This window comes from Micromonospora matsumotoense (assembly GCF_900091525.1).
GTDB lineage: Bacteria > Actinomycetota > Actinomycetes > Mycobacteriales > Micromonosporaceae > Micromonospora > Micromonospora matsumotoensis.
In genome coordinates, this window is record NZ_FMCU01000025.1 from 44,070 (window position 1) to 59,031 (window position 14,962).

General features: G+C 73.7%; 12 protein-coding genes. 11 read left to right on the plus strand and 1 reads right to left on the minus strand.

Going from position 1 to position 14,962, the window contains the following annotated elements; all coding sequences use genetic code 11:
* Nucleotides 1-136: 136 nt before the first annotated feature.
* A complete protein-coding gene (pheS, locus tag GA0070216_RS30245) occupies nucleotides 137-1,216 on the plus strand; it encodes a phenylalanine--tRNA ligase subunit alpha (protein WP_091253232.1) in 1,080 nt (359 codons plus the stop codon).
* A 40-nt stretch (nucleotides 1,217-1,256) separates the two neighbouring features.
* Entirely contained in the window at nucleotides 1,257-3,803 is a 2,547-nt protein-coding gene (gene pheT / locus GA0070216_RS30250) for a phenylalanine--tRNA ligase subunit beta (RefSeq protein ID WP_091253234.1), read from the plus strand.
* A gap of 48 nt (nucleotides 3,804-3,851) precedes the next feature.
* Here the strand turns inward: pheT and GA0070216_RS30255 are convergent, their stop codons facing one another.
* Entirely contained in the window at nucleotides 3,852-4,730 is an 879-nt protein-coding gene (locus tag GA0070216_RS30255; RefSeq protein WP_245722835.1) for a Crp/Fnr family transcriptional regulator, read from the minus strand.
* Nucleotides 4,731-4,902: 172 nt separating this feature from the next.
* Here GA0070216_RS30255 and GA0070216_RS30260 point away from each other — a divergent pair, with 172 nt between their 5' ends.
* From GA0070216_RS30260 to GA0070216_RS30300, 9 genes are all read left to right on the plus strand, one after another.
* Entirely contained in the window at nucleotides 4,903-5,700 is a 798-nt protein-coding gene (locus GA0070216_RS30260; protein WP_091253235.1) for a hypothetical protein, read from the plus strand.
* Nucleotides 5,701-5,879: 179 nt separating this feature from the next.
* On the plus strand, nucleotides 5,880-7,979 hold the full coding sequence (locus GA0070216_RS30265; RefSeq protein ID WP_141723244.1) for a hypothetical protein: 2,100 nt from the start codon (nucleotides 5,880-5,882) through the stop codon (nucleotides 7,977-7,979).
* Nucleotides 7,976-8,797, plus strand: coding sequence for a hypothetical protein (locus GA0070216_RS30270; RefSeq protein WP_091253237.1), 822 nt, complete (start codon nucleotides 7,976-7,978; stop codon nucleotides 8,795-8,797). The genes GA0070216_RS30265 and GA0070216_RS30270 overlap by 4 nt, the downstream gene beginning before the upstream one ends.
* A 203-nt stretch (nucleotides 8,798-9,000) precedes the next feature.
* Nucleotides 9,001-10,002, plus strand: coding sequence for an N-acetyl-gamma-glutamyl-phosphate reductase (argC, locus tag GA0070216_RS30275; protein WP_091253238.1), 1,002 nt, complete (start codon nucleotides 9,001-9,003; stop codon nucleotides 10,000-10,002).
* Between the two features lie 115 nt (nucleotides 10,003-10,117).
* Entirely contained in the window at nucleotides 10,118-11,290 is a 1,173-nt protein-coding gene (gene argJ, locus GA0070216_RS30280) for a bifunctional glutamate N-acetyltransferase/amino-acid acetyltransferase ArgJ (protein ID WP_091253239.1), read from the plus strand.
* Entirely contained in the window at nucleotides 11,287-12,213 is a 927-nt protein-coding gene (gene argB, locus GA0070216_RS30285) for an acetylglutamate kinase (RefSeq protein WP_091253240.1), read from the plus strand. Before argJ ends, argB begins: the two co-directional genes overlap by 4 nt.
* Nucleotides 12,210-13,469: an acetylornithine transaminase gene (locus GA0070216_RS30290; protein ID WP_091253241.1), complete on the plus strand. Its 1,260-nt coding sequence runs from the start codon at nucleotides 12,210-12,212 to the stop codon at nucleotides 13,467-13,469. The genes argB and GA0070216_RS30290 overlap by 4 nt, the downstream gene beginning before the upstream one ends.
* Complete coding sequence (gene argF, locus GA0070216_RS30295) at nucleotides 13,466-14,395, plus strand: ornithine carbamoyltransferase (protein WP_091253244.1); 930 nt, start codon at nucleotides 13,466-13,468, stop codon at nucleotides 14,393-14,395. Before GA0070216_RS30290 ends, argF begins: the two co-directional genes overlap by 4 nt.
* Nucleotides 14,392-14,901, plus strand: a complete 510-nt coding sequence (locus GA0070216_RS30300) for an arginine repressor (RefSeq protein WP_091253247.1) — start codon at nucleotides 14,392-14,394, stop codon at nucleotides 14,899-14,901. The genes argF and GA0070216_RS30300 overlap by 4 nt, the downstream gene beginning before the upstream one ends.
* Nucleotides 14,902-14,962 lie beyond the last annotated feature (61 nt).

A 14,962-nucleotide genomic window follows, 5' to 3' on the forward strand; every position in this document is an offset into this window, starting at 1 on the left:
GGTGTCGGCGGGCGGCGGGCCTGACCCTTTCCCCGCGCGCAACTCCCACCGGCGGGCTGCGGCGAAGCCGCGCGTCCGTAGACTCGCCTAGCCGCCCGGGAGGGCCGGCGCCGCCGTGAGGGAGTGCCCGTACGCCATGAGCTACCGCAACGATCCGTACGACCCGAAGCAGGTCGCCCTGCTCGACCCGGCCGCCCTGGCCGAGGCGGTGGCCACCGCCGAGCAGGCGTTCGCCGCCGCCGCCGACCCCGACGCGCTGACCGCGCTGCGCCCCGCGCACCTCGGCGACCGGTCCCCGGTGTCGCTGGCCCGCCGGGAGATCGGCGCGCTGCCGCCGGCCGCGAAATCCGACTCCGGCAAGCGGGTCAACGAGGCCCGCCGGGCGATCGACGCCGCGTACGCCGCCCGCGCCGAGGTGCTCGACCGGGAGCAGGCCGCCCGGGTGCTGGTCGAGGAGCGGGTCGACGTGACCCTGCCGTACGACCGGCGGCCCCGGGGCGCACGGCACCCGCTGTCGACCCTGATGGAGCAGATCAGCGACCTGTTCGTCGGGATGGGCTACGAGGTGGCCGAGGGCCCCGAGGTCGAGTTGGAGTGGACCAACTTCGACGCGTTGAACATCCCCGCCGACCATCCGGCGCGCGGGTTGATGGACACCTTCCACATCGCACCACCGGCCGGCGCGGAGACCTCCGGCCTGGTGCTGCGCACCCACACCTCGCCCGTGCAGGCGCGCACCATGCTCACCCGCAAGCCCCCCATCTACGTGGTGGTGCCCGGCCGGGTCTACCGCACCGACGAGCTGGACGCCACCCATGCGCCCGTCTTCCACCAGGTCGAGGGCCTGGTGGTGGACCGGGGCATCACGATGGCGCACCTGCGCGGCACTCTGGACCACTTCGCGCGGGCCATGTTCGGCGCGGGGGCGAAGACCCGCTGGCGGCCGCACTACTTCCCGTTCACCGAGCCGTCGGGGGAGTTCGACGTGTGGTTCCCCGAGCACCGCGACGGCCCGCGCTGGGTCGAGTGGGGCGGCTGCGGCATGGTCAACCCGAGGGTGCTGCGGGCCTGCGGCATCGATCCGGAGGTCTACTCCGGGTTCGCGTTCGGCATGGGCATCGACCGGACGGTGATGTTCCGGCACGGGGTCAGCGACATGCGGGACATGGCCGAGGGCGACGTGCGGTTCACCCGCGCGTTCGGGGCCGGGGCGTAGGGCGATGCGGGTACGAGTCACGGAGACGGTGGTCTGAGTCATGCGAGTTTCTGTCAGTTGGCTGCGGGAGTACGTCGATCTCCCCGTCGACCTGCCCACCGAGGATCTGGAACAGGCCCTGGTGGACCTCGGCATCGAGGTCGAGTCCGTGGTGGACCTGCGCCGGACGGTCACCGGTCCGCTGGTCGTCGGTGAGGTCCGCGAGATCGAGGAGCTGACCGGTTTCAAGAAGCCGATCCGGCACTGCCTGGTCGACGTCGGCGCCGCCAACGGCACCGGCGAGCCGCAGGAGATCGTCTGCGGGGCGCGCAACTTCGCCCCCGGCGACCGGGTGGTGGTGATCCTGCCCGGCGGGGTGCTGCCCGGGAACTTCGCCATCGGCGCGCGCAAGACGTACGGGCGCACCTCGGCCGGCATGATCTGCTCCGCGCAGGAGCTGGGCCTGGGTGACGACCACTCCGGCATCATCGTGCTGCCGCCGGACACCGCCGCCCGACCCGGCGACGACGCCCGGCCGGTGGTGGGCCTCGACGACGTCGTGGTCGAGCTGGAGATCACCCCCGACCGGGGGTACGCGCTGAGCGTGCGCGGCATCGCCCGGGAGTTGGCGTACGCCCTGGGGTTGTCCTTCCGCGACCCGGGTCGGCAGCCCGCGTCGGCCGGGACGGCCGAGCCGGCGTACCCGGTGCAGCTGCGCGACACCGTCGGCTGCGACCGGTTCACCGCCCGGATGGTCCGGGGCGTCGACCCGACGGCGGCCACGCCCGGCTGGATGCGGCAGCGGCTGACCGTGGCCGGCATCCGCAGCATCTCGCTGGCGGTCGACATCACCAACTACGTGATGCTCGAACTGGGCCAGCCGATGCACGCCTTCGACGCCGACCGGATCACCGGCCCGCTGGTGGTGCGCCGGGCCGAGGCGGGCGAGAAGGTGACCACCCTGGACGGTGTGGTCCGCGCGCTCACCGCCGAGGACATGGTGATCTGCGACGACACCGGCCCGATCTCGCTGGCCGCGGTGATGGGCGGCGAGACCAGCGAGGTGGTCGGCGGCACCACCAATGTGCTGTTGGAGGCCGCCCACTGGGACCCGGTGATGGTGGGCCGCACCGCCCGCCGGCACAAGCTGTTCAGCGAGGCGGCCAAGCGGTGGGAGCGGGGGGTCGATCCGGCCCTGCCGCTGGTGGCCCTCCAGCGTGCCGTCGAGCTGCTCACCGCGCACGGCGGTGGCGAGACCGGCGCGGAGGTCCTCGACCTCGACCACGTCCGGCCGATGCGTCCGGTCGTCCTCCCGGCCGACCTGCCGTCGCGTCGGGTCGGGGTGGCCTACTCCCCGCAGCGGGTGGTCGACCTGCTGGAGCAGGTGGGCTGCACGGTGATCCGGGGCAGCGACCAGCTGGGTGCGGACCCGGGGACGGTCGGGACGGCCGCCGGTGTCGGCGACGTGCTCACCGTCACCCCGCCGACCTGGCGACCCGACCTCACCGACCCGGCCGACCTGGTCGAGGAGGTGGTCCGCCTCGACGGGTACGACCGGGTGCCGTCGGTGCTGCCCACCGCGCCGCCCGGCCGGGGTCTGACCTGGCAGCAGCGCCGCCGCCGGGCGGTGGCCCGCTCGCTGGCCGAACGTGGGTACGTCGAGGTGCTGGCCCTGCCGTTCGTCGCCCCGGAGCTGGCCGACCAGCTCGGGCTGCCCGCCGACGACCCGCGTCGGCCGGCGGTGCGGTTGGCCAACCCGCTGTCGGAGGAGGAGCCGCTGCTGCGCACCACGCTGCTCGGCCCGCTGCTCGGCATCCTCAAGCGCAACCTGGGCCGGGGCCACCGTGACCTCGCGCTCTATGAGATCGGCACGGTGTTCCACCCACGTCCCGGCGCGGGCGCGCCGCCGGTCATGGGGGTGGACCGACGTCCCACCGACGCCGAGTTCGCCGCCGCCGACGCGGTGGTGCCGGCCCAGCCCCGGCACGTCGCGGTGGTGCTCACCGGTGACGTGGAGCCGGCCGGCTGGTGGGGCGCGGGCCGGGCCGCCGGTTGGGCCGACGCCGTGGAGGCCGGCCGGGCGGTGCTCGCCGCCGCCGACCTGCCGGCCGACCGGATCGAGGTACGGGCCGCCGAACACGCCCCCTGGCACCCCGGTCGCTGTGCCGCGCTGGTGGTCGACGGGGTGGTGGTCGGCCACGCCGGTGAGCTGCACCCGACGGTGCTGGCGGCGCTGGAGCTGCCCCGCCGCACCAGCGCCATGGAGTTGGACCTGGACGCCCTGCCGGCCGCGCCGGTGGTGTCCGCGCCGGCCGTGTCCGGGTTCCCCCCGGCGTTGATCGACGTGGCGTTGGTGCTGGACGAGTCGGTGCCGGCGGCCGATGTCCGGGCCGCGCTGGTCGAGGGGGCCGGTGCGCTGTTGGAGCACGTCCGCCTCTTCGACGTGTACGCCTCGGAGGCGCTCGGCGCGGGTCGCCGGTCGCTGGCGTACAAGCTCACCTTCCGGGCCCCGGACCGGACCCTGACGGTGGAGGAGGCGGTGGCCGCCCGGGACGCCGCCGTCGCCGTGGCCGCCCAGCGGTTCGGGGCGACGCTGCGCGGCGCGTAGCCGTACCGGCCCGTCGACGGCCCCGACCCGGTCACCGGGTCGGGGCCGTCACGCGTCGTCCGCGATCTGCCCGCACCGGTGCAGGGTGGCCAGGTCCCGCACCGTGATCCGCCGGTAGTCGGTCTCCACCAGCCCTTCGGTGCGCAGTTCCCGCAGCGCCTTCTGGATCGAGGTCTCGGCCGCCCCGCAGATGGTGGCGAGTTCCGGCTGGGTGAGCCGGACGTCGATGACCACCGCGTCGCGCTCCTGCCGGCCGTGGGAGCGGCACAGATCCGCCACCACCCGGGCCACCCGGATCTTCACCGGGTACGAGGAGAAGTCGATCCGTCGGCGGTTGGACCAGCGCAGCCGGTCGGAGACCATGGCGGCCAGTTCGAGGGCGGCGTTCGGGTGGTCCCGCAGGAAGGTCTTGAACTGCTCGGGCTGGATGACGCTGTAGGTGGTCGGGCCGCAGGTGGTCACCGTCGCCGACCGGGGTCGGTCGTTGAGCGCCGACATCTCGCCCACCAGGTCACCGCCGACCCGCAACGCCAACAGGGCGGTCCGTCCGTCGGGCAGGGACGCGGTGACCTTCGTCAGACCGTCCTCCAGCAGCACCAGGTGGGCCTCCCGGTGACCCTCGTGGATGAGGATCTGCCCGGCCTGCACCTGCCGCCGGACCCCGGACGCCAGCAACGCGGCCCGTACGGGATCGTCGAGCCGTTGCAGAAAGGTCCCGTACGGCCAGTCGCCGTCGGACCGGACGTGTGGTTGCCGCATCAGCATCAGCACCCTCCTCAGCGGATGAGAGGTGTCGAAGCGTATCCGTGTCGACACGCGTCGCACCGCCCCGCTGCGGACCGCGAGGGTCTCGACGACCACCAGGGTGAGGATCGCGGCGGGGGACAGCCCGAGCGCCAGGAGCAGTTCGGTCAGGTTCGTCCACATGCTCCCAGCAGACCCGGCGTCGTCTAGCACGACATCTGTCCATGGTGGGATGACCGGATGCCGACAGTCCCGGCGATGCCGTACTTCTGAGGGGTCTGCGACCGCCGGGGCGGTTTCGATGTGCGCGGTGGTGCCCGCTCGCCGAGCGGGCTGGCGACGAAGGGTCTGCCCGATGCGACATCCCGAACGACGGCTGCTGATCTCCGTGGACATGGAGCGGTACAGCCGGCGCAGCAACCTTCAGCAGTACGAGGCACAGCAGAACTTCCACACCCTGCTGCGCGCGGCGGCGGCCGACGTGGGCCTGGACCGGGTCGCCTGGAGCACCCAGCAGGCCGGCGACGGTGAGTTGGCGATCCTGCCCCGTGACGTGTCGGAGTCGCGGGTCATCGGCCGGTTCGTGCCGGAGCTGAACCGGCAGCTACGCGCGTTCAACAGCAGCCGGACCGCAGCGGGACAGGTCCGGTTGCGGGTGGCCGTGCACCAGGGATTGGTGCACCTGGACGGGGCGAACGGCTTCCCCGGCCATGCCGTCGTGCACGTCTGCCGGCTCTGCGACGCCGCGCCGGTGCGACAGGCGTTGGCCGCTTTTCCCGAGGCGGGTGTCGCGCTGGTCGTCTCGACGGAGATGTACCGCGACGTGGTCCGCGAGTATCCGGAGGAACTGCGACCGGAACGGTTCCGCCGGATCGAGGTCGAGCATCCGGAGAAGGAGTTCCGGGAGCCGGCCTGGCTCTGCGTGATCGACGAGGACATGTCGTCCTGGTCACCACCGGACCAGACCTCGGCTCCCACCGGCGGGCCGCCGCCTGCCGAGCCGGACACCGGGGGCCGGGCCGGCGCGGCCGGGACGGGCATCCGGACCGGCGACATCCGGGTCCAGGGGCAGAACGCGATCGGGCCGCACGCGACCGCCATCGGCTCGGTCGGGCGCGATGCCGTGTTCGGCGGCGAAGGCAGCAGCCGGTGAGTGGGTCGTCGGGGGTGTGGGAGCCGCCGGAGCCGGACGGCGTCGGAGGGTCACGACCACCGGCCGACGCCACGGCGGACCTCCCCCGCGACGACGAGCGGCGGTCGGCCGAGACGGTGGCCGAATGGTCCGCGGCGACCGACGTACCCCCGCAGGGACCCTCTCCCGATGATGATCCGGTGGACGAGCCGGAGGAGACGCCGGACCCGGCGGACGTCCTCGCCCGCCTCACCGCACTGCTCGGCGTGCCGTCGAGCATCGGGGTCGGTGACGTGCGGGTCCGGGGTCAGAACGCGACCGGCCCGGGGGCGACGGCGATCGGCACCGTGAACATCACCACGGCGACCGTGGGGACGGGCGGCCGGACCTGGTCCGAGACGCTCAGCGGCACCTGGGTCCGGCAACTGGCGGACGGTTATGCGCCCGCGCCCAGCGACCAGCGGCTCGACCGGCAGCTCAAGGTGCGCCACCTGGTCTGCCTGACCGGCGCCGACGGTACGGGTCGGCACACCGCCGCCTGCCTGGCCTCGGCCCGCCGCCACGGCTACGACCGGGTCGGCGTGCTCGACACGGAGCACCTGTCGGACCTGCTGCGTGCCGACCCGCCCGTGCGGCGCGGCCACGGTTACACGTTGGCGCTCGGCGACGAGGCGGTCCGGGACCTGGACGGTATGACCCTGGTGGGTCTCGCGGCGAGGATGGAGAGCACCGGGAGCACCCTGGTGCTGGTCGGTGACTTCGATCGCCGGGATCAGGAGTTCGCCGGGCACCTGGTGCCGCACCGCCCCGCGGCGGCGGTGGAGGTGCTCCGGGCACAGCTGCGCCGGCTGTTGCGTGGGCAGTGCGTCGGATGGTGCGCCGACGGCTGCACCGGTGACTGCCTGGACGTGTACGTCGAGGAGGAGTGCGTCTCACATCCGCTTCTCGCGGCCCACCTGGCCGCCGGCCCGCGCGCCGGTGAGGTGGTCCGGCTGGCGGAGCTGATCGCCCAGGCGCCCCCGCGTGGCGTGGACCTCACCGAGCGGTTGGAGCGGATGCTGCCCCGGCAGTTGCGGGACCGGGCCCGGCGGGTGCTCTCCGGCGAGGACGACGGTGTCGACGGGTCGTCCCGGTGGGACGTCGACCAGCGCCGGGCGTTCCGACTGTCGTGCGCGGTGCTGGCCGGGCAGTCCGTGGTCGAGGTCCAGGCGGCGGCCGGACGGCTGGTGGTGGGGCCGACGCCGGGCACGGACGGCGCGGCCACGGTGCCGGTGGGGTTCCTGGGCGGGGTGGTCGACCTGCTGCTCGGCCAGGTGTTGCGGCAGGCCGTCGTCCTGGTCGACGACGACCGGCTCGGCGGCGGGCGGCGCATCGAGTTCTCGCCCGGCAACGACCAGCTGCGGACGAGCCTGTTGGAGGTCGCCTGGTCGGACTGGTGGCTGCCGGAGCAACTCCTCGGCTGGCTCGCCGAGCTGGTGCGGACGGGCAGGCCAGGTGTCCGGGAGGCCGCCGCGGGTGCGGTCGGGTGGTCGGCCCGGCACGGGGTGGGTGTCGCGCTGGAGACCGTGGACCAGTTGGCCCGGGAGCGTCGCGCCGGTGTCCGGCAGGCCGCCGCCATCGCCCTGGTGGCCATGGCCATGCAACCGGAGCTACGGCAACGCGTGCGTACGGAGTTGGACCGGTGGGCGTCTGCGGGGCCGGCCCACCTGCGGGACACGGTGGCCCGCGCCTATGCGCTGGGGCTCGCCCGGCTCTGGCCCGACACCGCCCTGCTGCATCTGCGCCAGATCGCCCAGGCGCGCATGCAGCGGTGGCACCACTCGGTGGTGCGTGGCCTGGTCGAGGTGCACACTGCCGGTCACCAGGCGACCGTGCTGCCGGCCCTCGCCCAGTGGACCCGGTCGGAGGAGCCGGAGGTGTGGTTGCACGCCGGACGGGCCTTGCGACTACTCGCCGACCGGTGGGCGCCGGCCCCTCGGGAACACTGGCCGGAACTGCTCGACCTGGTGCGGGTCGGCACCGTGTCGGTGACCGACCTGGCCAGTTGCTGGGTGAACGCGCTCAGCCTGCCCACGACCGCCTACCGCTCGTGGCGCACGCTCGGCTTCTGGCTCAACCGGGCCGACGGCCACCCCGAGGTCGCCGCCCACTGTCTGGAGTTGCTCGGTCTGGTGGTGGCGGGCCGGGCACCCCTGCGGCATCGACTGGACCACCAGCTGTGCCACGTCTGGGGACCCCTGATGCCCCGCAACACCCTGCTTGCCGACGTACGCCGACTCACCCTCGAGGACCGCCGATGAACCCGCATCCCAGCACCACCTCCGGCGCCCAGATTCCGGTGCCGCAGCGCCGCCACTGGTGGCAGAGCATGTTCGGCACGCCGGCTCCCCTCGCGCCGGTGCCGCCGCTGCCACCGCCGCCGCCCGTCACGGTGTCGTTCCGGCAGGACGTCGGGCACCCGCTGCTGGTGCCGGCGAAGGGGGACGCCTTCGATTTCCGGGTGCACCCCGTGTATCTCTGGACCGGCCGGCGCATGACGTTCGACGAGCTGAAGTTCCGCGCCGAGCGGTATCTCGACTGGGCCGGCGGGATCGTCCGGGAGCGGATCGTCGACGTGTCGCGGGAGTTCGAGCCGCATCGCGCACATGAGCTGGAGCGGGTGCTCAACGAGCGGCTCGCCGGCCAGCGGTGGCCGGCGAACGAGTCGTTGCCGCAGTTCACCGCCCACGTGCGGGTCAGCCCCGACGAGCGGGTACGCGATCGGCTGCGGCCGTACTGGGAGGAGCGGATCAGGCTGGAGTGCGACCACGAGTTGCAGAAGATCCGGGCCCGGCACGTCGACGACCTGACCCGCCGGTGGTGTGCCGTTCTCCAGGCGTTGGAGGCCGATCCGGTGACCGCGCACGCGGCGCGGCTGACCGGGGAGCAGTTCGCCGACGTCTTCCGCCGCTATGTCGACGAGCGCCGGGGGACGGTGCCGGAGCTGGTGACCCTGCTCCGGGAGGCGGTCCGGGGGCATCACGATCTCAACCTGGGCCCGTCGGAGTACACCGAGGCGTGGGACGTGGCGCTACGGACCTACCAACGACAGCACGGGTTGGCCGAGCGGGCCGGTTGAGCCGGTGGTCGGGCCTTGGGTCGGCAAACCGGGGCCCGGCCACCTTGTCGGCCGGTGGACACGGGACGACGCGGGAGGTTCGCGAAGGGTGGTCGGAGCGTCACGTGACGCTTATGATGTCATTTACATGCGGGCAGATGTATGAAGTTGCATCTGGCCCAGGTGCGGACTAGCCTTCTCTGCATAGTCATGCGGAGGTAGGAATGGGTATCCGAGTTGGGGTCGCCGGAGCGAGCGGTTACGCCGGAGGTGAGCTGCTGCGCCTGATCGCCGGTCATCCCGAGTTCGACCTGGTCGCCGCCACCGCCCACCGCCAGGCCGGTGCGCCGGTCACCGCCGTACACCCGCAGCTCGTGGGGTGGGATCTGGTGTTCGCGGCGACCGATGCGGCCACGCTGGCCGACGCCGACCTGGTCTTCCTGGCCCTGCCGCACGGCGAGTCGGCGGCGCTGGCCGCCGAGCTGCCGGAGTCGGTCCGGGTGGTCGACCTCGGTGCCGACCACCGGCTCCGCGACGCCGACGCCTGGTCCCGCTACTACGGCGGCCCGCACGCCGGGGCCTGGACGTACGGCCTGCCGGAGCTGCCCGGCCAGCGGGCCGCGATCGCCGGGGCCACCCGGGTGGCCAACACCGGCTGTTACGCCGTCGCCATCACGTTGGCTCTGGCGCCGCTGATCGCCGCCGGCGCGGTCTCGCCGGCCGACGTGGTCGTGGTCGCCGCCTCCGGCACCTCCGGGGCCGGGCGGGCCGCCAAGACACACCTGCTCGGCAGCGAGGTGATGGGGGACCTGTCGCCCTACAAGGTCGGCGCCCACCAGCACGTGCCGGAGATCAAGCAGGCCACCGGCGCGACCGGGCTGTCGCTGACCCCGGTGCTCGCGCCCATGCCGCGCGGCATCCTCGCCACCGTCACCGCCGTGCCCACCGGCGACGCCGACCCGCGCGCGGTGCTGGCCGCCGCGTACGCCGACACGCCGTTCGTGCACCTGCTGCCCGAGGGGGCGTGGCCGCACACCGCCGCCACCGCCGGGGCGAACTCCTGCCACCTCCAGGCCACCGTCGACGTCGACTCCGGCCGGGTGATCGTGGTCAGCGCCATCGACAACCTCGGCAAGGGCGCCGCCGGCCAGGCGGTGCAGAACGCCAACCTGATGCTCGGCCTGCCCGAGACCACCGGCCTGTCCACCTTCGGAGTTGCACCGTGAGCGCGAGGAGCGCAGCGCAGCGGAGCCCCGCAGTCGCGAACGAAAGGTCAGCATCGGTGAGCGCGAGGAGCGCAGCGCAGCGGAGCCCCGCAGTCGCGAACGAAAGGCCTGCACCATGAGTGTCACCGCCCCTCGGGGGTTTCGTGCGGCCGGTGTCGCGGCCGGGTTGAAGAGCGGCGGGGCCACCGATGTGGCCCTGGTCGTCAACGACGGCCCGGACGCGGGGGTGGCCGGCGTCTTCACCACCAACCGGGTCAGGGCCGCGCCGGTGCGGTGGACCCAGCAGGTCGTCCGGGGCGGCGTGGTCCGTGCGGTGGTGCTCAACTCCGGCGGGGCGAACGCCTGCACCGGCCCGGCCGGCTTCCAGGACACCCACGCCACCGCCGAGCACACCGCCGCCGCGCTCACCGCGTCCAGCCCCCGGCTGCGGCTCGGCGCCGGTGACGTGGCGGTCTGCTCGACCGGCCTGATCGGCGAGCGGCTGCCGATGGACCGGCTGCTGCCCGGGGTGCGTACCGCGATCCGGGCGCTGGCCCGCGACGGCGGCCCGGCCGCCGCAGTGGCGATCATGACCACGGACACCCGGCCGAAGACCACCGTCGTCCGGGGGGCCGGCTGGACCGTGGGCGGGATGGCCAAGGGCGCCGGGATGCTCGCCCCCGGCATGGCCACCATGCTCTGCGTGCTGACCACCGACGCGGTGGCCGGGCCGGAGTTGCTCGACGCCGCGCTGCGGGCCGCCACCCGGGTCACCTTCGACCGGGTCGACTCCGACGGGTGCATGTCCACCAACGACACGGTGCTGCTGCTGTCCAGCGGGGCGTCCGGGGTGGAGCCCACCGAGGCCGAGCTGGCCGCCGCCGTCACCGCCGCCTGCCACGACCTGGCCCAGCAACTGGTCGCCGACGCCGAGGGGGCCACCAAGCAGGTCGCCATCGACGTGGTCGGTGCCGCCGACGAGGACGACGCGGTCGAGGTGGGCCGCTCGGTGGCCCGCAACAACCTGGTCAAGACCGCGCTGTTCGGCAACGACCCGAACTGGGGTCGGATCCTCGCCGCGGTCGGCACCACCGCCGCCGCGTTCGATCCGGACGCCGTGGACGTCGCGGTCAACGGGATCTGGGTGTGCCGCTCCGGGGCCGCCGCCGAGGACCGCGCCAAGGTCGACCTGACCGGTCGGAACGTCACCATCCGGATCGACCTGCACGCCGGTGCGGCGGCGGCCACCATCTGGACCAACGACCTGTCGCACGCGTACGTGCACGAGAACTCGGCGTACTCGACATGAGCCTCTCCGCGGACCTCACCCGGGCCCAGGTGAAGGCCGAGACGCTGATCGAGGCGCTGCCCTGGCTGGCCCGTTTCTCCGGGGCCACCGTGGTGGTCAAGTACGGCGGCAACGCGATGGTCGACCCGACCCTGCAACGGGCCTTCGCCGCCGACATGATCTTCCTGCGGTACGCCGGCCTCAAGCCGGTCGTGGTGCATGGCGGCGGACCGCAGATCTCCGCGATGCTCGGTCGGCTCGGCATCGCCAGCGAGTTCAAGGGCGGCCTGCGGGTCACCACCCCCGAGGCGATGGACGTCGTCCGGATGGTGCTGGTCGGCCAGGTCGGCCGGGAGCTGGTCGGCCTGATCAACGCGCACGGCCCGTACGCCGTCGGCCTCTCCGGCGAGGACGCCGGCCTGTTCACCGCCGTACGCCGGCCCGCCTGGGTCGACGGCCAGGCGGTCGACATCGGGCAGGTCGGTGACGTGGAGTCGGTGGACGTCTCGGCGGTGACCGACCTGATCGCGGCCGGCCGGATACCGGTCATCTCCACCGTCGCGCCGGACGTCGACGGGGTGTTGCACAACCTCAACGCCGACACCGCCGCCGCCGCGCTGGCGATCGCCCTGCACGCCCGCAAGCTGGTCGTCCTCACCGACGTCGCCGGCCTGTACGCCGACTGGCCGGACACCGCCAGCCTGGTCAGCGAGATCGACGCCGAGGCGTTGGCGACGCTGCTGCCGTCCCTGGAATCGGGGATGGTGCCCAAGATGGAGGCCTGCCTGCGGGCGGTGCGCGGGGGAGTGCCCGCCGCGCACGTCGTCGACGGCCGGGTCGCCCACTCCACTCTGCTGGAGGTCTTCACCTCGGAGGGGTTCGGCACGATGGTCGTCGATACCCCGCCCGGGTCCACCCACGAGGAAGGCACGGTCGGCGCATGAGCACGCTGGTGGCACGCTGGGGCGAGTCCATGATGGACAACTACGGCACCCCGCCGTTGGCGCTGGTCTCCGGCTCCGGCTCGGTCGTCGTCGACGAGGCCGGCCGGGAGTACGTCGACCTGCTCGGCGGCATCGCGGTCAACGCCCTCGGGCACGCCCACCCCGCCGTGGTGGCCGCCGTCTCCAAACAGATCGCCACCCTCGGCCACGTCTCCAACCTGTTCGTCGCGGAGCCCCCGGTGGCGTTGGCCGAACTGCTGTTGGCGTTGGCCGGTCGGCCCGGCCGGGTGTTCTTCGCCAACTCCGGCGCGGAGGTCAACGAGGCCGCGTTCAAGCTGTCCCGGCTCACCGGTCGGTCCCACGTCGTGGCCACCGCCGGTGGCTTCCACGGTCGCACCATGGGCGCGCTCGCCCTCACCGGCCAGCCGGCGAAGGCCGACCCGTTCCGCCCGCTGCCCGGCGACGTCGAGCACGTGCCCTTCGGGGACGTCGAGGCGCTGGCGGCGGCCGTCACCGACGCCACCGCGATGGTGATCCTGGAGCCGATCCAGGGCGAGAACGGGGTGGTCGTCCCACCGTCCGGCTACCTGGCCGAGGCCCGGCGGATCACCGCCCGGCACGGCGCCCTGCTGGTGCTCGACGAGGTGCAGACCGGGGTCGGGCGGACCGGGTACTGGTTCGCCCACCAGGCCGACGGGGTGGAGCCGGACGTCATCACCCTGGCCAAGGGGCTCGGCGGTGGGTTGCCCATCGGTGCCTGCCTGGCCTTCGGCCGGGCCGCCGAGCTGCTCCGCGCCGGTTCGCACGGCACCACCTTCGGGGGCAACCCGGTCAGCTGCGCCGCCGCCCTCGCGGTGGTCTCCACCATCGCCGGCGAGGGGCTGCTCGACCACGTCAAGCGCACCGGTGAGCGGCTGCGTCGGGGCGTCGAGGCGCTGGGCCATCCGCTCGTCGCCGAGGTACGCGGCGCCGGGCTGCTGCTCGGCATCGTGCTCGCCGCGCCGGTCGCCGGCCCGGTGGCCGCCGCACTGCGCACGGCGGGGTTCCTGGTCAACCCGGTCCAGCCGGGGGTGATCCGGCTGGCCCCGCCGCTGATCCTCACCGCCGCGCAGGTCGACGCGTTCCTGGCCGCCCTCCCCGCCGCCCTCGACACCGCCGTCGACCTTCCGGCCGCCCACGGCACGCCGGCCGCGCCGGGGGCGCAGACCCGTGCCGTGCCGCCGCCCACCCCGACCCCGACGGAGACCCGCGCATGATCCGGCACCTGCTGGCCGACGACGACCTCACCCCGGCCGAGCAGTCGGCGGTGCTCGACCTGGCCGGCCGGATGAAGGCCGACCGGTTCGGGTTCACCCCGTTGGCCGGGCCGCGTTCGGTGGCGGTGCTCTTCGACAAGCAGAGCCTGCGGACCCGGATCTCCTTCGACGCCGGCATCGCCGAACTCGGCGGCCACCCCCTCGTGGTGGACACCCAGGTCACCCACTTCGGCCGGGGCGAGACGCTCGCCGACGCCGGCCGGGTGCTGTCCCGCTACGTCGCCGCGATCGTGCTGCGCACCCACGGCGACGACCGGATCGCCGAGGTCGCCTCGCACGCCACCGTGCCGGTGATCAACGCGCTCACCGACGGCTACCACCCCTGCCAGCTCCTGGCCGACCTGCTCACCGTCCGCGAGCACTGCGGCGGCACCGCCGGGCGGACCCTGGCGTACGTCGGTGACGGGGCCAACAACCTGGCCCACTCGTACCTGCTGGCCGGGGCGACCGCCGGGATGCACGTCCGGGTCGCCGGGCCGGCCGGGTTCCAGCCCGATCCCGGGGTGCTGGGCCGGGCCGGGAAGATCGCCGCCGGCACCGGTGGATCGGTGCGGGCGCTCGTCGACCCCGTCGAGGCGGTCCGGGACGCCGACGTGGTGGCCACCGACACCTGGACCTCGATGGGCCAGGAGGACGACGGGCTGGACCGGATCACCCCGTTCCTGCCCTACCAGGTCAACGCCGCGTTGCTCGGTCACGCCCGGCCGGACGTGAAGGTGCTGCACTGCCTGCCCGCCCACCGGGACGAGGAGATCACCAGCGAGGTGCTCGACGGCCCGCACAGCGTCGTGTTCGACCAGGCGGAGAATCGGCTGCACGCCCAGAAGGCGCTGCTGACCTTTCTCCTGGAGGCATCCTCATCATGACCGCCCCGACCCGCGCCGCCCGGCACGCCCGCATCGTCGAGTTGATCCGGGCCAGGGCGATCCGTTCCCAGACCGAGCTGGCCGACCTGCTCGCCGCCGACGGGGTGCAGGTCACCCAGGCCACCCTCTCCCGGGACCTGGAGGAGTTGGGCGCGGTGAAGGCCCGGGGCGGTGACGGGCGGGCCGGCTACCTGATCCCCGAGGACGGCCACCGGCCGCTGCGCGACGCCGAGGCGGCCCCCGCCCGGCTGATCCGGCTGCTGCGGGAACTGCTCAACGGGGTCGACTCCAGCGGCAACATCGCCGTGCTGCGTACCCCGCCGGGCGCGGCACACTATCTGGCCAGCGCCGTGGACCGGGCGGGCCTGACCGAGGTCGTCGGCACCATCGCCGGTGACGACACCATCCTGGTGGTGGCCCGTGAGGCCGACGGTGGCGCGGCGCTCGGCGACAAGCTCGCCGGGTGGGCCCGCCGGGATGAGGGTGGGGACGGAAGCACCCCGTGACCGGGTCGGTCACGGTTACCCGTACGACAGACGAGCCGGCACGGGGAGTGAACCCCGCAGT